General features: G+C 39.6%; 20 protein-coding genes. 13 read left to right on the forward strand and 7 right to left on the reverse strand.

Annotated elements, in window-relative coordinates; translation table 11 throughout:
- The first annotated feature begins 55 nt into the window (after nt 1-55).
- From WAZ07_RS00265 to WAZ07_RS00280, 4 genes are all read left to right on the forward strand, one after another.
- Nucleotides 56-1,180, forward strand: coding sequence for an alpha/beta fold hydrolase (locus WAZ07_RS00265; RefSeq protein ID WP_336470859.1), 1,125 nt, complete (start codon nt 56-58; stop codon nt 1,178-1,180).
- Nucleotides 1,181-1,247: 67 nt separating this feature from the next.
- Nucleotides 1,248-1,553, forward strand: coding sequence for a rhodanese-like domain-containing protein (locus WAZ07_RS00270; RefSeq protein ID WP_336470860.1), 306 nt, complete (start codon nt 1,248-1,250; stop codon nt 1,551-1,553).
- A gap of 250 nt (nt 1,554-1,803) precedes the next feature.
- A complete protein-coding gene (locus tag WAZ07_RS00275; RefSeq protein WP_336470861.1) occupies nt 1,804-2,025 on the forward strand; it encodes a spore germination protein in 222 nt (73 codons plus the stop codon).
- Between the two features lie 216 nt (nt 2,026-2,241).
- A complete protein-coding gene (locus WAZ07_RS00280) occupies nt 2,242-2,583 on the forward strand; it encodes a hypothetical protein (RefSeq protein WP_336470862.1) in 342 nt (113 codons plus the stop codon).
- Nucleotides 2,584-2,656: 73 nt separating this feature from the next.
- On the opposite strand, the gene WAZ07_RS00285 is transcribed toward WAZ07_RS00280, so the two are convergent.
- Nucleotides 2,657-3,328 (reverse strand): NAD(P)H-dependent oxidoreductase, encoded by a 672-nt coding sequence (locus WAZ07_RS00285; RefSeq protein ID WP_090918762.1) that lies wholly within the window; start codon nt 3,326-3,328, stop codon nt 2,657-2,659.
- 140 nt (nt 3,329-3,468) lie between these two features.
- Here WAZ07_RS00285 and WAZ07_RS00290 point away from each other — a divergent pair, with 140 nt between their 5' ends.
- Nucleotides 3,469-3,798: a winged helix-turn-helix transcriptional regulator gene (locus WAZ07_RS00290; RefSeq protein ID WP_336470863.1), complete on the forward strand. Its 330-nt coding sequence runs from the start codon at nt 3,469-3,471 to the stop codon at nt 3,796-3,798.
- 41 nt (nt 3,799-3,839) lie between these two features.
- Here the strand turns inward: WAZ07_RS00290 and narI are convergent, their stop codons facing one another.
- The 5 genes from narI to WAZ07_RS00315 form a co-directional block, all read right to left on the reverse strand.
- Nucleotides 3,840-4,523, reverse strand: coding sequence for a respiratory nitrate reductase subunit gamma (narI, locus tag WAZ07_RS00295; protein WP_336470864.1), 684 nt, complete (start codon nt 4,521-4,523; stop codon nt 3,840-3,842).
- Between the two features lie 17 nt (nt 4,524-4,540).
- Nucleotides 4,541-5,071 (reverse strand): nitrate reductase molybdenum cofactor assembly chaperone, encoded by a 531-nt coding sequence (gene narJ, locus WAZ07_RS00300; RefSeq protein ID WP_336470865.1) that lies wholly within the window; start codon nt 5,069-5,071, stop codon nt 4,541-4,543.
- A gap of 19 nt (nt 5,072-5,090) precedes the next feature.
- On the reverse strand, nt 5,091-6,566 hold the full coding sequence (gene narH / locus WAZ07_RS00305) for a nitrate reductase subunit beta (protein WP_336470866.1): 1,476 nt from the start codon (nt 6,564-6,566) through the stop codon (nt 5,091-5,093).
- Nucleotides 6,556-10,239, reverse strand: a complete 3,684-nt coding sequence (locus WAZ07_RS00310) for a nitrate reductase subunit alpha (RefSeq protein ID WP_336470867.1) — start codon at nt 10,237-10,239, stop codon at nt 6,556-6,558. The genes narH and WAZ07_RS00310 overlap by 11 nt, the downstream gene beginning before the upstream one ends.
- A 413-nt stretch (nt 10,240-10,652) precedes the next feature.
- Entirely contained in the window at nt 10,653-11,345 is a 693-nt protein-coding gene (locus tag WAZ07_RS00315) for a Crp/Fnr family transcriptional regulator (protein WP_336470868.1), read from the reverse strand.
- A gap of 298 nt (nt 11,346-11,643) precedes the next feature.
- On the opposite strand from WAZ07_RS00315, the gene moaA reads away from it, so the two are divergent.
- Together moaA and WAZ07_RS00325 are read left to right on the forward strand one after the other, a co-directional pair.
- Nucleotides 11,644-12,657, forward strand: coding sequence for a GTP 3',8-cyclase MoaA (moaA, locus tag WAZ07_RS00320; protein WP_336470869.1), 1,014 nt, complete (start codon nt 11,644-11,646; stop codon nt 12,655-12,657).
- A gap of 15 nt (nt 12,658-12,672) precedes the next feature.
- Nucleotides 12,673-13,686, forward strand: coding sequence for a molybdopterin-synthase adenylyltransferase MoeB (locus WAZ07_RS00325; protein ID WP_336470870.1), 1,014 nt, complete (start codon nt 12,673-12,675; stop codon nt 13,684-13,686).
- 24 nt (nt 13,687-13,710) lie between these two features.
- Here WAZ07_RS00325 and moaC read toward each other — a convergent pair whose 3' ends face one another.
- Nucleotides 13,711-14,199, reverse strand: a complete 489-nt coding sequence (gene moaC, locus WAZ07_RS00330) for a cyclic pyranopterin monophosphate synthase MoaC (RefSeq protein ID WP_336470871.1) — start codon at nt 14,197-14,199, stop codon at nt 13,711-13,713.
- Between the two features lie 95 nt (nt 14,200-14,294).
- Here moaC and WAZ07_RS00335 point away from each other — a divergent pair, with 95 nt between their 5' ends.
- From WAZ07_RS00335 to WAZ07_RS00360, 6 genes are all read left to right on the forward strand, one after another.
- Complete coding sequence (locus WAZ07_RS00335; protein WP_336471394.1) at nt 14,295-15,587, forward strand: molybdopterin molybdotransferase MoeA; 1,293 nt, start codon at nt 14,295-14,297, stop codon at nt 15,585-15,587.
- Nucleotides 15,548-16,069 carry a molybdopterin-guanine dinucleotide biosynthesis protein B gene (mobB, locus tag WAZ07_RS00340; RefSeq protein ID WP_336470872.1) on the forward strand — a complete coding sequence of 174 codons (522 nt, stop codon included), beginning with the start codon at nt 15,548-15,550 and terminating at the stop codon, nt 16,067-16,069. Before WAZ07_RS00335 ends, mobB begins: the two co-directional genes overlap by 40 nt.
- Nucleotides 16,066-16,536 (forward strand): molybdenum cofactor biosynthesis protein MoaE, encoded by a 471-nt coding sequence (locus WAZ07_RS00345; protein ID WP_336470873.1) that lies wholly within the window; start codon nt 16,066-16,068, stop codon nt 16,534-16,536. The genes mobB and WAZ07_RS00345 overlap by 4 nt, the downstream gene beginning before the upstream one ends.
- The gene (moaD, locus tag WAZ07_RS00350) at nt 16,533-16,766 is read left to right on the forward strand and encodes a molybdopterin converting factor subunit 1 (protein ID WP_336470874.1); all 234 of its coding nucleotides are present in this window, start codon (nt 16,533-16,535) and stop codon (nt 16,764-16,766) included. The genes WAZ07_RS00345 and moaD overlap by 4 nt, the downstream gene beginning before the upstream one ends.
- 91 nt (nt 16,767-16,857) lie before the next feature.
- On the forward strand, nt 16,858-18,027 hold the full coding sequence (locus WAZ07_RS00355) for a nitrate/nitrite transporter (protein ID WP_336470875.1): 1,170 nt from the start codon (nt 16,858-16,860) through the stop codon (nt 18,025-18,027).
- 425 nt (nt 18,028-18,452) lie between these two features.
- The gene (locus tag WAZ07_RS00360; protein WP_090918773.1) at nt 18,453-18,791 is read left to right on the forward strand and encodes a YmaF family protein; all 339 of its coding nucleotides are present in this window, start codon (nt 18,453-18,455) and stop codon (nt 18,789-18,791) included.
- Nucleotides 18,792-19,275: the final 484 nt, after the last annotated feature.

Raw genomic sequence — 19,275 nt, forward strand, 5'->3', positions numbered from 1 at the left:
TAGTACACTTCATTTGTACACGTAGAAACGAGGTGTTACATAAGGAGGCGAAAAGATGTTATATATACAAAAGCAAGTATTTCGATTAGAGAAATTTACATTTGAAAACGGTACATCAATTCCAATCCAAATTGGCTATGAAACATACGGTATGCTAAACCGTGAGAAGTCAAATGCTATTTTAGTTTGTCATTACTTTAGTGCAACGAGTCATGCGGCAGGAAAGTATACAGAGCAAGACCAGGTTCCAGGTTGGTGGGATGAGTTAATTGGACCAGAAAAAGCAATTGATACAAATAAATATTTTGTTATTTGTACAGATAATCTTTGTAATGTACAAGTGAAAAATTCTGATGTTGTGACAACAGGACCAAAAACGATAAATCCGGAAACAGGCGCAGAGTATGGAATGGAATTTCCAGTCTTCACGTTTCTTGATATGGCTCGCATTCAATATGAATTAATAAAGGATATGGGAATTACGAGGCTGCATACGGTTATTGGTCCATCTGCTGGAGGTATGATTGCTCAGCAATGGGCCGTTCATTATCCGCATATGATGGAACGAATGGTTGGCGTGATTACAAATCCGCAAAATCCAGTTGTAACGTCTATTAATGTTTTGCAACATGCAATCGATGCAATTCAATTAGACCCAGCTTGGAAAGAGGGAAATTATGGGGAGCAGCAGCCTGTAAAAGGACTGCACTTAGCAGCGAAAATGATGTTTATAAATGCATATGATGCTCACTATTATGAAACGACATTTCCGCGGGACAGTACAGAATCTGCGCCGTATCAAGATTTTTGTACATTAACTTCATTTGAAGAAGCAATTAATGAGGCTACATTACAGAATATCTCCTTTGTTGATGCAAATTCATGGATGTACACCGCAAAAGCAACTTTATTACACGATATTGCTCACGGGTTTTCTTCATTAGAAGAAGCGCTTCAGCAAGTAGAAGCGAGTGTCCTTATGATTCCTTGTAAGCAAGATTTACTGCAGCCTCCCCGTTATAATTATAAGATGGTTGAATTGTTGAGAAAGAATGGGAAATTTGCAGAAGTATATGAAATTGAAAGTATATACGGACATATGGCAGGTGTGTTTGAGACGCATTTATTTGCAGGGAAAGTGCATCAATTTCTTAATCAGCGGATCTCAAGTATTATGTAGCTTTTACACATAACTTGTTTTCTCAGTGGTGCATGCTAAAATTGAGGAGAAAGAAGGAGGAGAGTTTATGACTGAAGTGAAAACAATTATGCCAGAAGAAGTACAAGAGCGTTTAGAAAAAGGAGAAACGCTCTTTTTAGTAGATGTACGTGAAGATGAAGAAGTAGAATATGGGAAAATTCCAGAAGCAGTGCATATTAAAATGGGTGATATTCCTCATAAATTAGACTTCTTTGATAAAGAAAATGAATATATTTTTATTTGCCGATCTGGTATGCGCAGCGAAAATGTTTGTCATTATTTAAATGAACTAGGTTATAAGACGTTGAACATGGTTGGCGGTATGATGCAGTATGAAGGAGAAATAAAGTGAAACTTTAATCAGTGGGGGGGTTCATCCCCACTGATTATTAGCCCTCCCAATCGGGCTTTTACGGGCAGTTTTCTTCCCTGTGCATCCCCACTATACTGCCCGTTAATGCGGGATAAAATAAAATCTTTCATCTACTACTTGTTAAAATGTAATAATTCTTTTGAAAACTTGAAACGCGTCCGTTTCAAGTTTTTTTCTTTTGCATACAGTGTAGAAAGCACGAGATATTGTTAAGGAAGGTGGTTCAAGAGTGAATTCACTTATTCGAAAAATCAAAGTCATAAACAATAGAGGAGCAATCAATATGGGGAATTGCTACAATCTTTCTCCATTTTTTGCGACGAAGGCATTTAGCGGCGCTGGTGGATCAAGCTCTGCGACATTCTTAAATGGGAAGTTAATGCCGCCGAGCGTACCAACAGGTACTGAATTTATTCCACCGCTAGAGACAAGTTTAACGGCAGGAGCATAATATATATACAAGTTAAAAAAACGACATAAAAACCCCTTTCCTTTTAGGGGGGACGAGGGCATCTGGCCGTGCATAGAGATGGTCAGGGCCTTTTCCTGCCACATGCGAGGTTTAAAACAAAGGGAGAAAGCAAGTAGTGGTCATGTTTTGTTCTGCATAGCAGCGACTTATATGTTGAAAAAATAAAATGGATTTATGTAGAAAGGTTGTATAAAAATGGGGGCTTGTATTAAGGAATTTGTTATTGTTAATAATTCTGGGAATATTTTCACAGGAGATAATTTGCGAGATACTTCGTTTGTTGCTTCGAAAACATTTACAGGATCAACAGGACCAACATGTATGGATGTTGTCGTCGTTATCGGGAATACAAATCAAGTTTGTTTACGCCCTGGAGATACAGTGACGACTACGATTACACGAGGCGCTGCACTAGGAAGTAGCCCAAGCAGTGGCCAAAGTAATAGTTCAAGTAGTAGCAGCGGGAGCGGTTTACAAGCAGTTCCTCAAGCAACTCCTAGTACAGAGAATACAGATTTTGGAGTAGGTTTTTCATAGAAGTGCGGGCTGATTACTTCTATGAAAAAGTATCCATCAGTGGGAGAGGGAAAACTCCCCACTGATAGATGCTCTATTTAATCCATTCAACAACCATATCCATTGTTTGACGGGTTTTTTCATGTTGTGGTTCTTCTAATCGATAACCGAAAGCCACTAAACAAGAGACACCGAATGTATCTCCAGACATAATTCCTTCTTCGCGTAAAAGCGATTCTACCTTTTCTTGATGAAAGCCTTCAATAGGACAAGAATCGATACCGATTTGAGCAGCTGCAGTCATCATATTACCTAGAGCAATGTACGTTTGTTTAGAAGCCCAATCAAACATAGCACGATCACTTTCTAATAAATTGAAATCGGATTCTTGGAACGTTTTATAAAAATCACCTTTCACATTCACCACGTCTTGTGGAAGTCTTTGGATATTTGTCATGAAGTTAGAAATATAAGAAGAGTTATACATCATATCTTCTTTTTTTCGAGCTAATATCACAACAAAATGGCTGGCTGTTGGTAATTGTTTTTGTGCTCCCCATGCTATCGGCAGGAGCTTTTTGCGAAGATCTTGATTTTGAATCACGACAAATTTCCAAGGTTCAAAGCCAAATGAACTGGGAGAAAGACGACCTGTTTCTAGAATAAAATGAAAATCTTCATCAGAGATTTTTTTATTTACATCAAATACTTTGCACGCATGTCTAAACTGATATGCTTTTAAAATTTCTTCTTTTGTATTTTTCATTTCAATAACCACCTTTTGATAATTTACTTTCTCTTAGTAAGTTGATTACAAAATAGATTTTACTATAGTATCATTATAGATGTAAGTACGCACATTTTTGACATATAGTATCAAAATGTATACTAATGGAGAGTGATGAGATGGAGAAAGAGAATATACATCGTTGCTCAGTAGAAGTAACATTAGATGTAATCGGTGGAAAATGGAAAGGTGTTATTCTATTTCATTTAATAAATGGAGAAATTCGCTTTAATCAATTTTTACGATTGATGCCTGGTATCACACAGCGAATGTTAACGAGACAATTACGAGAGCTAGAGGCTGATGGTGTGATTCACCGTGAAGTATATAAGGAAGTACCTCCGAAGGTTGAATACTCGTTAACGGAATTCGGAAAGTCGTTAATTCCGATTATCATAATGATGCGTGATTGGGGAAAGCAGTATCGAACACAAATAGAGCAGGAATAAAAAAGTGTGCAATCAAGGTGCTGCACACTTTTTTATTTTTATTAAAATTTTATCGGTTTTCTTTTCCGATAAATGATATAACTGCGTCGTAAGTATTTCACTGGTACGCTAAAGACATGAACAAGTCTTGTAAATGGCCATGTTGCAAACAGTCCCATAGCGGCAATGATGTGAATTTTAAACCAAATTGGCACCTCCGCCATATATTCCGCTTTAGGCTGGAAAATAAAGAGGCTGCGGAACCATGGGCTAATCGTTGTTCGATAATCAAAACCGTTTGAATCGATATTTAAAAATGTAGAAGAAAGTCCTGCGAGCATTACAATAAGCAACAAGATGAGAGCGATATAGTCTCCGGTTGTACTCGTTGCAATAATCCGTTTTACGGTAAAGCGGCGATACGTTAAAATGAATAATCCGATTACAGAAGCAATACCTGCTGGAAGGCCGAAGCTAATTGCCATTATATGATACGTATGTTCAGAAATGCCGAGAGAGCTGTAGACGGATTCAGGGATTAAAATTCCCATGACATGCCCACCAATTACGAACATAATACCAAAATGAAATAGTAAACTTCCGATTCGGAGCATTTTCTTCTCTAATAGTTCACTAGATTTTGATGTCCAACCAAATTGATCGTAGTTGTATCTAAAAATATGTCCACCAATGAAAATGACTAAAATGATATACGGAAAGAGTACCCATAAAAATTGATCCATCATCTTTGTCGTACTCCTTTCTAGTTTATTTCATACTGCCATGCACGAATAGCAGTAAGGATGCATCGGACAATTGGTTCGTGCATACTGTTTATGTCTTTTAATTGTTGATGCAATGCTTCGATATTGCTTTCATATTTTTTCATGATCAGTTCACTATCTTCTTCACCAGCATTTGCGAGAAATTCTAACATAAGCGGTAAATAATCAGGCAGTTCTTTATCTGTAACAGCGAAGCCTGCTTGTTGATAGTGTTGTTTAAGTTCTAGTAGTTCAATTCCGCGTTCTCGTTGTTCACCAGTATTCATATAAGTGAGATACATATTTGTTTTTTTGCCAAAATCAAATGTATATACATATGTTTCAATTAATTCGCCACTTGTTTTTTGCTTTGCTTGTTCGATAAATGTTGTAAGGGTGGTGCGAATTTCCTCATGTTGGATAGTTTGAATATCACTTTGTAAATGAGGAAGTGCTTCTCTCCATCCTTGTTCAGGATAGGAGAGAAGAAAGGAAGAACAAGAAAACGCTGTTTGTAAACTTTGATTCATAATTGTTACCTCCTTTATTTTAAGAGATTGTCATGCATGAGCCAGGACCACCAGCAAAGGAAAGACCACAGCTTCCTTGCTCGTTATAAAGATCTGCCACTTGCTCGCGGTGAGAAGTTGGGATGACGAAACGATCTTTATATTTCGCAATTGCAAGAAGGCGATACATATCTTCAATGTCTTCTTTTGTTAAGTTCAGTTCTTTTAATATAGCTTCATTTGGTTCTTTATTTATTTGCAATGCTCTCATATGAGTACGCATGACAGCCATTTTTTTCAATGTAAGACGAATATGAGATTCATCGCCTGCAGTTAATAAATTTGCTAAATATTGAATCGGAATACGCATATTATCAATAGCAGGGAAGATTTCTTCTGCTTGCCAGTTGCTTCCTTTTCCTTCGACCATGTTCATAATTGGACTTAATGGCGGAATATACCAAACCATTGGCAATGTACGATACTCTGGATGAAGAGGAAGAGCAATTTTCCAATCGATAATCATTTTATAAATTGGTGATTGCTGAGCAGCTTTGATCCATTCTTCTGGAATACCTTGTTTCTTTGCTTCAGCAGCTACTTCTGGATCATTTGGATCTAGGAATACGTTAAGCTGAGACTCGTATAAGTCTTGTTCATCTGGTACAGATGCAGCTTCTTTTACTTTGTCAGCGTCATATAACATAACTCCGATATAACGAATACGTCCAACGCATGTTTCTGAACAAATTGTTGGCATACCAGCTTCAATACGCGGGAAGCACATTGTACATTTTTCAGCTTTATTCGTTTGCCAGTTGAAATACACTTTTTTATACGGGCAAGAAGAAACGCAGAATCTCCAAGCACGGCATGCATTTTGGTCAACAAGGACAATGCCATCTTCATCGCGCTTATACATAGAACCGGATGGACAAGAAGATACGCACGGCGGATTGATGCAATGTTCGCAAATACGCGGTAAGTACATCATGAACACATTTTCAAAATCCGTTTTAATTTCTTCTTCCATTTTTTTGACGTTAGGATCTTGTAAGCCTGTTATATGCCCGCCTGCTAAATCATCTTCCCAGTTTGGGCCCCATTCAATTTTATCGATAAATTCACCTGTAATAGCTGATTTTGGGCGAGCGACCGGCTGATGTTTACGCTGCGGACTGTTTGTTAATGTTTCATAATCATAGTTCCAAGGCTCAAAGTAATCATCAATTGTTGGTTGATCTGGGTTATGGAAAATGTTCATGAGCCGTTTCATTTTTGAACCGGATTTCAACTGAAGATCTCCGTTTTTCAGCTCCCAGCCGCCCTTATATTTTTCTTGATCTTCCCATTGTTTTGGATAGCCAATGCCCGGTTTTGTTTCCACGTTGTTAAAGTACATGTATTCAGCACCTGGACGATTCGTCCAGGTGTTTTTGCATGTTACGCTACAAGTGTGACAGCCGATGCATTTATCAAGGTTCATTACCATTCCGACTTGCGCTTTAATCTTCAAGCCAATCTACCTCCTTCAGTTTGCGGATGACGACATTTAAGTCGCGTTGGTTTCCAGTTGGGCCATAGTAGTTAAAGCCGTAACTTAATTGACCGTATCCGCCAATCATATGAGTTGGTTTTACGTGAATGCGCGTCGGGCTATTATGTGTTCCTCCGCGGTTACTTGTTAAATTCGTACCAGGCACGTTAATATGGCGATCTTGTGCATGATGCATAAAGGCCATTCCACGCGGCATACGGTGTGTGACGACAGCGCGTGCAACAACAACGCCGTTTCGGTTAAAGCATTCAATCCAGTCATTATCAGCAACACCGGCTTCGGCAGCGTCATCTTTATTCATCCATACTGTTGGTCCGCCGCGGAACAGTGTTAACATCGGCAGTGCATCAAAATACATACTATGAATAGACCACTTATTATGCGGTGTTAAATAGTTTAGCGTAATTTCTTTTCCTTCTACTTCAGGGCGAGATTTACGGAACGGTTTATGCTGTAAAATTGGTTTGAACGTTGCCATTGTTTCGCCAAATTCTTTCATCATGTCGTGATCTAAGTAGAAAGATTGACGCCCTGTTATTGTTCGCCATGGAATGAGACGCTCCACATTTGTTGTAAATGGTGAATAGCGGCGTCCTCCTTTTTCAGAACCACTAAAAGCGGGTGATGTAATAACCGTTTTTGGCTGCGCTGTAATTTGTTCAAATGTGAAGCATTCTTCTTCACGCTCTTCTGCCAAATCACGCAATTGTAAATCTGTTTGTTTTTCAAGCGCTTCCCATGCTTTTACTGCCATGTGACCGTTTGTTGTCGAAGAAAGGGTTAACACAGCTTCAGCGGCATTGATTGCTTCTGTTATGTCAGGGCATCCTTTCGCGATAGAATCAGTGCGGATTACTCCTAATTTTCTCTTTAATTGTTCGTATTCTTTTTCAGCAGACCAAGAGATGCCTTTTGTACCAATTGGTTGTTTTCCAACGTTTGGCCCGAGTGCGGTCATTTTGTCATGCAGCGTTTTATAGTCTCGTTCTACAACATGAATTTGCGGCATTGTTTTGCCTGGGATTGGCTCACATTCCCCTTTGCTCCAATCTTTAATTTGTCCAAGCGGCTGTGCTAATTCTTGCGGTGTATCGTGAAGAAGTGGCGTTGCAACAACTTCTTTCATTGGCTCTAGGTCTAATTTTTGTGCCAAATCAGAGACTGCTTTTGAAAGGGAGCAGAAAATATCCCAGTCAGAACGAGCTTCCCATGGTGAACCAATTGCCGGGTTAAATGGATGCACGAATGGATGCATATCTGTACTGCTTAAATCATGCTTTTCATACCACGTTGAAGCAGGAAGAACGATATCAGAGTATAGTGCTGTTCCAGCCATACGGAAATCTAAGTTGATTAATAGATCAAGTTTTCCTTCTGGTGCCTCTTCATGCCATGTAATTTCTTCTGGTCGTAATGAATCATGATCATCGTTCATTAGTCCGTTTGTTGTACCTAGTAAGTGTTTTAAGAAATATTCGTGTCCTTTACCGGAGCTTGAAATTAAATTCGCGCGCCAGACGAATAAGTTGCGCGGGAAATTATTTTGGTTATCAGGGTCTTCAATCGCAAATTTGAGCTCTTTGTTTTTTAGCTTTTCTGCAACATATTTCCCGATTTCTTCCCCTGTTGTTGCACCACTAGCGACCGCTTCTTTATATAATTCAATTCCGTTTTTCTCGAATGTTGGATAAGAAGGTAACCAGCCGAGTCTTGCTGCTAATACGTTATAATCACCGTGATGCTGATAACGTGAGTTGCCGACAACTGGTGATGCTAAATGTCCAACTGGTGTATCTTCATAGCGCCACTGATCTGTAACGAAATAGAAGAAGGATGTACCGTTTTGTAGTTTCGGCGGGCCTTGCCAATCCTTTGCGGTTGCGATGGTTTGCCAACCTTCTGCCGGACGTAATTTTTCTTGGCCAACATAATGAGCCCAGCCGCCGCCGTTTACACCTTGTGCCCCAACAAGCAGAACTAGGTTTAAGACAGCGCGGTAAATCGTATCCGAGTTAAACCAATGGTTAATACCAGCGCCGACAATAATCATCGAGCGTCCATTTGTATCAACGGCATTTTGAGCAAATTCACGAGCAATTTGAATAATAAGTTCTCGTTTTACACCTGTTATTTTTTCTTGCCATGCTGGCGTAAACGGAACATCTTCATCAAAGCTCTTCGGTTCTTGCCCCCCAAGACCGCGGTCCACGCCGTAGTTTGCTAATGTTAAATCATAGACAGTTGTTACGAAAAGATCGCCGTTTGGTGTTGGAATCTTTTTCACTGGAATGGTACGTTCTAATACCTCATTTCCGTCATCAGAAAAGTATGGAATTTGTACAGTTCCAATTGCATCCTCCATACCAAGTAAAGAAAGACGCGGATCAATTTTTTCGCCTGTTTGTTCATCTTCTAAACGTAAATTCCATTTTTTCTCGTTATCCCAGCGTGATCCCATTGTGCCGTGCGGCGTAGCGAAATCATGACCGTTATCGTTCCAAAGAACAGGTTTCCATTCGCCAAGCTTTGTTTCCCGGCCGATATCAGCAGCATTTAAGAAACGATCTGCAACAAATTGACCTTCTTGTTGTTTTAACGTGACAAGGAATGGGAAATCGGTGTATTGTTTTGCATAATTGATGAAGTAGTCTACTTGTTTGTCCACGTAGAATTCTTGTAAAATGACGTGCCCCATTGCCATTGCAAGTGCACCGTCTGTTCCTTGTTTTACACTGATCCAGTCATCAGCGAATTTTGTTGATTCGGCAAAATCAGGGCTAACAGAAACAACTTTCGTTCCTTTATAGCGCACTTCCGCTAAGAAGTGGGCATCTGGCGTCCGTGTTAGCGGTACATTGGATCCCCATGTCATAATGTAGCCAGCGTTGTACCAATCACTACTTTCTGGCACATCGGTTTGATCACCCCAAATTTGCGGCGAAGCTGGCGGTAAGTCAGCGTACCAATCGTAGAAGCTCAGCATCGGTCCGCCCATAAGCTGCATAAAGCGACTGCCAGCTGCGTGACTTAACATTGACATCGCAGGAATTGGTGAGAAACCAACATTTCGATCAGGGCCATACTTGATTACTGTATATAGTAAGGAAGCAGCAACGAGCTGTAATACTTCATCCCAATTTGCACGAATGAAGCCGCCTTTTCCGCGAGCCCCTTTATATGTGCGTGCTTTTTCTGGATTTTCAACAATGCTTTTCCAAGCATCTAACGGTGATTCATGTTTTTGCAGTTCTTCTTGCCACATATTCCAAAGGACGCCGCGCACATATGGATATTTCACACGAAGCGGACTATAAATGTACCAAGAAAAGCTTGCTCCGCGCGGACATCCGCGGGGCTCAAAATCTGGCATATCAGGACCAGTAGACGGATAATTTAGCTCTTGTCCTTCCCAAGTGACAATTCCATCTTTTACGTAAATGTTCCAGCTGCAAGAACCGGTGCAGTTTACGCCGTGTGTGGAGCGAATTACTTTATCATGTTGCCACCGTTTTCTATAGGCATTTTCCCATTCCCGGTCTTCATACGTTTCTTGCGTATGATTATCGTTATAACGATCTATTGGAGAAAAATATTTTAAACGTTGCATGAATGGTGATAGTTTCTTTTTCATAGTGCTCACTCCTTTATTGCGTCTCTCTTGCTTAATTTCACTATAAGAGGGCATGCAAAATAGAGATGTGATATCTATCACAGTTCAACAGATTGTCAAAATTCATGAGAGTGTAAGGGGAAAATAGAGAAAGTGTGACATTTTGCACATCGCAAAATATGTTTTATGTGTAGAGTAGGGGGGAGAAAGAAAAAAGCAGCATCCTCAATAATATATCCATTCTAATGTTCCGACACATAAGCTGCTGCTATGCAAAATAAAACATGATCGCTACTTGCTAGCTCCCTTTGTTTGAAACCTCGCATGTGGCAGGAAAAGGCCCTGACCGCTTCTATGCACGGCCAGATGCTCTCGTCCCTCCCAAAAAAGAAAAGGGTTTTTATGTCGGTTTTTTAACTTGTATATATAGAATGCTACTCAATACTACAAATAGAAGTAGGGCAATCTTCACAAGCGATTGCACATTTTAAAAAGTGTAAATTATGAATGGTAATTTTGCCTTTATGAATAGAAATAACGTCTTGTTTTTTTAAATCATTTAACATGCGATTGACACTTTCACGGGAGGTTGCACAGAAGTTTGCAAGCTCTTGATTCGTTAATGGAAGATCGATAAGAATACCATCTTCTTTTAAAATGCCATAACTATTCGTCATGCGAATAAGAGTTGAGTAGAGTGCTCCCTTTTTGCCGTGCAATACTAAATCACGAAACTTCGTTTGCATTCTTCGTAAATGTTCACTAACCCACTTCATAAATTCGAAGGCAAGAGCTGGTTTTTCCAGCAATGCTTTTTCTAATGCATCCCGCTTAATGACGCCGATTTCTGCATGTTCAAGCACTTTTGAATTTAATAGATATTTGGCATTTTCTGTAAATAATGTAAGTTCCCCAATAATATCATTCTCCGAACAAATGCGCAGTGTCAATTCTTGACCGTCAGCGCTAATTTTACTAATTTGCACTTTTCCAGAGTGAATAATATATAGTTCTTTTGCCTCCATACCTTCTTGGAAAATATAATTAGATTTGTTCACTTGCATTTTATATTCGACAGATGCGAGTAATTCTTTTAAATCATTTGATAATGCAGTACTGTTTGCCACAGCAATCACCTCTCTTCTCAGAATAGTCTATTTCTTATTTTGAATATAAATATAGTGAAAATGCAAGAGATTTTTTTCCTTGACTAATTGTGAACAGTTTTTGAACAGATTTGTGAAGAATTTTTGAATGAAGAAATTGATGTGAGAAATATCACAACATAGAGTATTGTTCTTTTTTTATGATGAAGACAAATGAAAGACAGCCAAAAAAAGATAAAGTGCAAGAGCAAAAACACCCTATTTTAAAATATATTATAATAGAATAAAAGTATATATACAGCAAGAAGGAGGGGTGAAGATGACTGAGAAGATTGTAGATGTATGGCAGCGGCCACTTCAAGATTTACGCATTTCTGTTATTGATCGTTGTAATTTTCGGTGCACGTATTGTATGCCGGCTGAAGTGTTTGGGCCAGATTATGCATTTTTAAAAGAAGAGTTTTTATTGACGTTTGATGAGATTGAGCGATTGGCTAAACTTTTTGTTCGCATGGGCGTAAGGAAAATTCGTTTAACTGGCGGCGAACCGTTACTTCGTAAAGATTTACCACAGCTTATTAAACGTCTTGCTAAAATAGAAGGTTTAACAGATATTGGACTAACGACAAATGGGATTCATTTAACGAAGCAAGCAAAGGCATTGAAAGAGGCAGGTTTACAGCGAATAAACGTCAGCTTAGATGCATTAGATGATGATGTATTTCGAAGTATTAATGGTCGCAATGTAGGTACAAAACCTGTATTACGAGGAATTGAAGAAGCAAGATTCGCCGGCTTAGACGTAAAAATTAATATGGTCGTGAAAAAAGGAATGAACGATAAACAAATTTTGAAGATGGCCGCTTATTGTAAAGAGCAGTGCATCCCTCTTCGCTTTATCGAATTTATGGATGTTGGAAGTACAAACGGTTGGAACTTTGAACAAGTTATTACAAAGAAAGAGTTAATCGATATGATTGGCCGTGTGTATCCAATTGAGCCAGTAGATCCACATTATTTCGGTGAAGTGGCAAAGCGATATCGATATGTTGGAACTGAGGCCGAAGTTGGTTTTATTACTTCTGTTTCTGAATCGTTTTGTTCTTCTTGTACGAGAGCGCGCATTTCAGCAGAAGGTCAGTTGTATACATGTTTATTTGCAACGACAGGAACAGATTTACGAACGCTGATTCGTAATGGGATAGATGATGATGAATTGTTTCAAGTTGTGCAAGATGCGTGGAAGAAGCGGGAAGATCGTTATTCAGATGAACGAACGGAAGAAAGTGCAAATAACCGCCCAAAAATTGAAATGTCATATATTGGCGGATAGGGAGAAGGGGTTAAGATGCAAGAGCGGTACTCACGACAAATACTATTTTCTGAGATTGGGGAAGCTGGTCAGCGAAATTTACGTGAAAAACATGTATTAATCATCGGCGCTGGTGCACTTGGTGCAGCAAATGCTGAGGCGCTTGTTCGGGCAGGAATTGGCAAGTTGACGATTGCAGATCGTGATTATGTCGAATGGAGCAATTTGCAAAGGCAACAATTATATACAGAAGAAGATGCGAAGCGTTATGTGCCAAAAGCAGTTGCAGCCGCGCAGCACTTAAGGCGGATTAATTCTGACGTAGACATTGAGCCGGTTGTAACAGATGTAACGGTGCAAGAAATAGAGCGGCTTGTTCAAAACGTAGATGTTATGATTGATGCAACGGATAATTTCGATACGCGCCTTCTTATTAATGATATTTCACAAAAGTATAACGTTCCGTGGATATACGGTGGCTGCGTTGGGAGCTACGGTGTAACGTATACGATTATTCCAGGGAAAACACCATGTTTTCGCTGTTTAATGGAGCATCCAACGAGCGGAGCAACGTGTGATACAGCGGGAATTATTCAACCAGCCGTACAAATGGTTGTTGCTTATCAAGTTGCCGAAGCTTTAAAAATATTAGTTGGAGATTTTGCAGCACTAAGGGAAACGATGGTATCATTTGATCTTTGGAACAATCAGTATATGGCATTTAAAGTAAATAGGCAGAAAAAAGAAAACTGTCTATCATGCGGCAAGCTGCGTACATATCCAAGCTTAACATTTGAAGCACAAATGAAAACAGAAGTACTATGCGGCCGTAATACGGTTCAGATACGTCCAGGCATAAATCAGCCGCTTAACTTAGAAGAATTGGAAAAGCGCTTACAAAGAAGCGTGCTAGTAGAGAGGACACCGTACTTATTATCATTTCATGCTGATGAATATCGCTTCGTTTTATTCCAAGACGGGCGGGCATTCGTTCATGGTACAAATGATATACAAGTGGCAAAGCGATTATATGCGCGTTATATAGGGTGAATCCAAAGGGGGTGCCCCCTTGGATTAAGACTGATTTCTTATATAATCACCGTTTTTGCCGCCTGTTTTTTCAAACAAGTATGTTTCACCAATAATCATACCTTTATCGACAGCTTTGCACATGTCATATACGGTAAGAGCAGTAGCAGAAGCGGCAGTTAAGGCTTCCATTTCAACGCCGGTACTGCCTTCTGTTTTCACTTTTACTTCAATAAGCAAACGATATTGTTCATCTGCAATATGCCAGTCAAAGGAAATATCAACACCTTTAAGAAGCAGCGGATGACACATCGGAATAATATCAGAAGTACGTTTTGCTGCCATAATACCAGCGATTTGTGCAACGGCTAAAACATCGCCTTTTCCGATTTTATTATGAGTAATTTTATCATAAATCTCTTTCGTCAAGGTGATACTTGAACAAGCAATGGCTGTTCGTACAGTAATCTTCTTATCGCTAATATCGACCATTTTGGCGCGGCCTTGTTCGTTAAAATGAGTAAATGAAGACATGAAATTCCTCCTTGAAGTAATTGCTATTATGATTAGCATTGTACAACAAAAATTGTAATGAAGATGTGATATTTTGCAAATACGGGGTGAAAATGATGCTAGAAAAACGAATACCAATTGCAGTTAGTGATGCAGTGGCACATGTGATGGAATATGCAAAATATGGAGAAACAGAGCAGGTACCGCTTACAGAAAGTTATGGGAGAATTCTTGGCGAAGACGTAGTAGCGGATCATGATGTTCCTCATTTCGATCGCTCTCCATACGACGGTTTTGCGATTCGTGCAGAAGATACAAAAAAAGCAAGTCAGGAGCATCCAGCCCAATTTGAAGTGGTTGGAGAAATTGGTGCTGGTTCTATTTTTACAGAAGAAGTGAAGGCATTTCAAGCGGTCCGCATTATGACCGGTGCAGCGATTCCAACTGGTTGTGATGCAGTTGTCATGCTTGAGCTGACAGAAGGATTTCAAAAAGACGAGAAGACATATATGAAGTTGAAGCGTCCGTTTCAGTCAGGCGATAATATTTCACGTAAGGGTGAAGATGTAAGGAAGCACCATGTGCTTGTTGAAAAAGGAACGATGATTAATCCAGGAGTGGCAGCGCTTCTTGCAACGTTTGGCTATAGTGAGGTAGCCGCCATAAAACGTCCGGTTATTGGAGTTGTGACGACAGGAAGTGAATTGTTAGAAGTTCATGAGCCGCTTGAACCGGGGAAAATTCGCAACAGTAACTCATATATGATTGCTGCGCAAATTATGCAAGCAGGCGGAACGGTTCGGTATTATGGCCAATTCGCGGATGACTTCGATACGTGCTATGAGATGGTAAAAAAGACAATGGAAGAAGTCGATATTCTTATTACAACAGGCGGTGTGTCAGTTGGGGATTATGATTACTTACCAGCTATTTATGAGAAGCTTGGAGCGAACGTACTGTTCAATAAAGTGGCGATGCGCCCCGGAAGTGTAACGACAGTAGCAGAAGTAAATGGAAAATTATTGTTTGGATTATCGGGTAATCCGTCTGCTTGTTATGTTGGCTTTGAATTGTTCGTACGTCCGGTTGTTCGAACATTTCTACGTATGAAAGAGCCGCATATGTACCGTGGTGATGCCATTTTAATGAAGGGGTTCCCGAAAGCAAATCCATTTACACGCTTTGTTAGAGGGAAAGTAGACATTGTAAATGGAAGGCTGCAAGCAGTGCCAGTTGGACTTGATAAATCAAGTGCTGTTTCTTCACTAGCCGATGCAAATGCTTTTATCGTCTTGCCAGGTGGCACGCGCGGTTTTGAAGAAGGTATGACTGTTACTGTCTTTTTATTAGACAGAGAGCAAGGAAGTGAGTGGCCGTGGAAAGAGCCGTTCCAGTCTTACAAATCATAGGGTATCAAAATAGTGGAAAGACAACATTGACAGAGAAGCTGATTAAAGCGCTAACGACTGAAGGTATGAAAGTAGGGGCGATTAAGCATCATGGCCACGGAGGATATCCAGAATTGCCCTTGCAAAAAGATAGCGAACGTCATCGCCAAGCTGGAGCGATTGTCAGCGCAGTGGAAGGGGACGGATTATTGTCTTTATCCGCTCAGCGCGACTGGTCTTTAGAAAAAATTATTCATTTGTATACATGTTTTGAAGCGGAAGTCATAATCGTTGAAGGATATAAAAAAGAACGATACCCGAAAGTTGTTCTACTTCGGTCAGAGGAAGATGCTTCTTTATTAGAAAGTGTAGAAAATGTGATCGCCGTTATTACATGGAATGAGGCTCTAAAAACAGGGAAAGAGAACTATCAAGTTTTTTATATAACGGAAGATGAGAAGTATATAAATTGGTTCGTACAAAGAATGAGGGATGCAAAATGACAAAAACGTATTTTGAAGTAGTGGATACGCCGATTTCCATTGAAGAAGTAGCGCAGAAAGCCATTCGCCGTGAATGCGGCGCTGTGACGACATTCATTGGTACAGTGCGCGAATTTACGAAAGGGCGCCGTACGCTTTACCTAGAGTATGCTGCATACCGTTCGATGGCTGAAAAAATGCTTGCCAAAATTGGTGAAGAAACGAAAGAAAAATGGCCAGGAACATATGTGGCCATTTCACATCGCATCGGCACATTGCAAATTTCTGATATTGCGGTTGTTGTTGCCGTATCGACGCCGCACCGAAAAGCGGCGTATGAAGCGAATGAATATATTATGGAACGCATTAAACAAATTGTTCCCATTTGGAAGAAAGAGTTTTGGGAAGACGGTGAGAAATGGATTGGTGATCAATTAGAGCAAACACCGTATCCAAACGGAGAACCAGGAAAGGAGAAAGTGGAATGATTACAGTATTATTATTTTCCCATCTACAAGAAGAAGCTGGAACACAGCAATTACAAATTGATGTACAAAACCTTACGGTAGCAGAGCTGAAGGAGCTTGTAATGAAGGACTACAATGTCTCTCTTTCTCAGCACATAATGGCAGCAATTAATGAAGAATATGCGAATGAAGATGATATGATCCAAGATGGTGATGTTGTCGCATTGATTCCACCCGTAAGCGGCGGGTGATTCTTTCCTGCCTAATCATGAAAGAGCGTGATTAGGCAGGAGGGAAGCAATAGAAAATGTGAAATATTGAACAAAATAGGGGGAGAGACTGATGAAAAATCCGAATTTTCAGTTAGGATTACAAACTTCAAATCTTATACTTGGCTTTATGGTATGGGTGATTTTATCTTCTTTAATGCCATTTATTAAAGCAGACATTGTGTTAACAGCAGGACAGATTTCTCTTGTCACGGCAGTACCAGTGATTTTAGGCTCTATTCTTCGCATTCCAATTGGTTACTGGACCAATCGTTACGGAGCAAGAAAATTATTCTTTATTAGTTTTATTATTCTATTATTCCCTGTCTTTTATATTAGTATGGCAACATCGATGCTAGATTTAATTATTGGCGGTTTATTTGCTGGGGTTGGCGGAGCTGTATTCTCTGTAGGGGTAACATCTCTTCTGAAATACTATCCGAAAGAAAAGCATGGCTTTGTAAACGGAATATACGGAATAGGAAATATAGGAACAGCAGTTACATCCTTTCTCGCACCAGTACTTGCAACTTCATTTGGCTGGAGAACAACGGTACAAATGTACTTAATCTTACTCGCTGCATTTGCATTAGCAAACTTCCTGTTAGGAGATCGTAACGAGAAAAAGGTAAATACATCATTAACGGAACAAATTAAAGGTGTTTATAAAAATGAAAAGCTTTGGTTCTTATGTATTTTCTATTTCTTAACGTTTGGTTCGTTCGTCGCATTTACAGTTTATTTACCGAACTTCCTCGTATCTCACTTCGGCTTAGCGAAAGTAGATGCGGGATTACGTACAGCTGGTTTTATTGCATTAGCAACAATTATGCGTCCAATTGGCGGCTGGCTCGGCGACAAATTTAATCCATTTAAAATTTTAATCTTTGTCTTTACCGGTTTAACATTAGCAGGAATTATTTTATCATTCATGCCAAAGATGAATGTATACACATTCGGTTGTTTATTAGTTGCTTTTTGCGCTGGTACTGGAAATGGAACAATCTTTAAACTTGTACCAATGTATTTCTCCAAGCAAGCTGGTATTGTAAATGGTCTTGTATCGGCACTTGGTGGACTTGGTGGTTTCTTCCCGCCATTAATCTTAACACTATTATTCCAACTAACAGGCCATTATGCAATTGGGTTTATGGCGTTATCAGAAGTAGCGCTTGCTTGTTTAGTTATTACTGTTTGGATGTATAGTCAAGAGAAGTTAGTTGCGATGTTACAGCATAGATAGGAAAAGAAGATGTCTCCGAAGTGATGATTTTGGGGATATCTTCTTTTTTCGTATTTTAGGGAATTTGAAAACAAAAATGCAATTTGCTTACTTTTGGCTATCTGATCCTGTTAAAAATCTTTCAAATCTCGGTGTTAATTTAACTATATATCCATTTAAATTTTCCCGCATATAAGTCTCTGCTATGCAAAAGACAACATGACCGCTACTTGCTTTCTCCCTTTGTTTTAAACCTCGGATGTGGCAGGAAAAGGCCCTGACCGTTTCTATGCATGGCCAGATGCTCTCGACCTCCAAAAAAAGAAAGAGGTTTTATGTCGATTTTTAACTTGTATATATGAAGAGGGGAATTATCTCAATAGTATAAGCATACTAGTTTATAGAGTTTATCTTTATGCATAAGGGGAATGAAGAGAATGGATAGAGTGAACAGGGTAGGAAAAAATGATTTCGTTTCTGGTTTTGTGCCACATCATAACCATGGGTCAGTGGATTATACATCTGTTGAGGGAGGACATGTCCATCAGTGCCTAGATGTAACATCTCCGCCCATTAAGACACAAGAGGGAGGGCATATACATTATACAGAAGGATATGTATTGTTCGAAGATGGACATACACACTATTACAAGGCGTATTCAGGACCAGCAATTCCAGTTGGAAACGGAATGCATGTTCATTATTACGACTTTTATACGACGGAAAATAATGGGCATAAACACCATGTTAAGGGAGTGGATCAGCCTGCCCCGGGTGATAAATAAAGTGAAACTTCCGTTCGGAGATGCCTTTTCTCCGAATGGTTAGTTGAACCAATCCGGTTCTTACAAGCAGTTCCTCTTCTCGCAATTCCCATCTTTGCTTACTGCTTGTTAGAGCGGGATAAAGTGAAACTTCCATCAGTGGCGGGGTATTCCTTATAGATGATTAGTTGAACCAATCGGGCGCATGCCAGCAGTTATCCTCCACTTATCTTCTTTGCTTTTCTCTGAATCTTGAGGTGGGGTTTTACTGCCCACGAGTATAGGGATAAAGTTAATACGCCCCCCTCTTGCTGTTAAATGGCAGCTTGTTTTTGTTCTTAATAATTAAAACGCCAGCGCCTAATAGTAGCTTCAGGACAGAAGAAATCACTTTGGAGTCGTCTGTTTGGTAAATAAATTATAATTATTATTTATGTTGTGATGAATAGAAATAATAAGATTATTTTTATAGCCAGACTGAACTTTTATTGATGGTATTTTTACA

It is taken from the genome of Bacillus bruguierae (assembly GCF_037104725.1).
Lineage (GTDB): Bacteria > Bacillota > Bacilli > Bacillales > Bacillaceae_G > Bacillus_A > Bacillus_A bruguierae.

Excerpts from the sequence above, each read along its gene's own strand:
- WAZ07_RS00265 (WP_336470859.1), top strand. The coding sequence starts at position 56 with ATGTTATATATACAAAAGCAAGTATTTCGATTAGAGAAATTTACATTT.
- WAZ07_RS00270 (WP_336470860.1), top strand. The coding sequence starts at position 1,248 with ATGACTGAAGTGAAAACAATTATGCCAGAAGAAGTACAAGAGCGTTTA.
- WAZ07_RS00280 (WP_336470862.1), top strand. The coding sequence starts at position 2,242 with ATGGGGGCTTGTATTAAGGAATTTGTTATTGTTAATAATTCTGGGAAT.
- WAZ07_RS00285 (WP_090918762.1), bottom strand. The coding sequence starts at position 3,328 with ATGAAAAATACAAAAGAAGAAATTTTAAAAGCATATCAGTTTAGACAT.
- WAZ07_RS00290 (WP_336470863.1), top strand. The coding sequence starts at position 3,469 with ATGGAGAAAGAGAATATACATCGTTGCTCAGTAGAAGTAACATTAGAT.
- narI (WP_336470864.1), bottom strand. The coding sequence starts at position 4,523 with ATGATGGATCAATTTTTATGGGTACTCTTTCCGTATATCATTTTAGTC.
- narJ (WP_336470865.1), bottom strand. The coding sequence starts at position 5,071 with ATGAATCAAAGTTTACAAACAGCGTTTTCTTGTTCTTCCTTTCTTCTC.
- WAZ07_RS00310 (WP_336470867.1), bottom strand. The coding sequence starts at position 10,239 with ATGAAAAAGAAACTATCACCATTCATGCAACGTTTAAAATATTTTTCT.
- moaA (WP_336470869.1), top strand. The coding sequence starts at position 11,644 with ATGACTGAGAAGATTGTAGATGTATGGCAGCGGCCACTTCAAGATTTA.
- WAZ07_RS00325 (WP_336470870.1), top strand. The coding sequence starts at position 12,673 with ATGCAAGAGCGGTACTCACGACAAATACTATTTTCTGAGATTGGGGAA.
- moaC (WP_336470871.1), bottom strand. The coding sequence starts at position 14,199 with ATGTCTTCATTTACTCATTTTAACGAACAAGGCCGCGCCAAAATGGTC.
- WAZ07_RS00335 (WP_336471394.1), top strand. The coding sequence starts at position 14,295 with ATGCTAGAAAAACGAATACCAATTGCAGTTAGTGATGCAGTGGCACAT.
- WAZ07_RS00345 (WP_336470873.1), top strand. The coding sequence starts at position 16,066 with ATGACAAAAACGTATTTTGAAGTAGTGGATACGCCGATTTCCATTGAA.
- moaD (WP_336470874.1), top strand. The coding sequence starts at position 16,533 with ATGATTACAGTATTATTATTTTCCCATCTACAAGAAGAAGCTGGAACA.
- WAZ07_RS00355 (WP_336470875.1), top strand. The coding sequence starts at position 16,858 with ATGAAAAATCCGAATTTTCAGTTAGGATTACAAACTTCAAATCTTATA.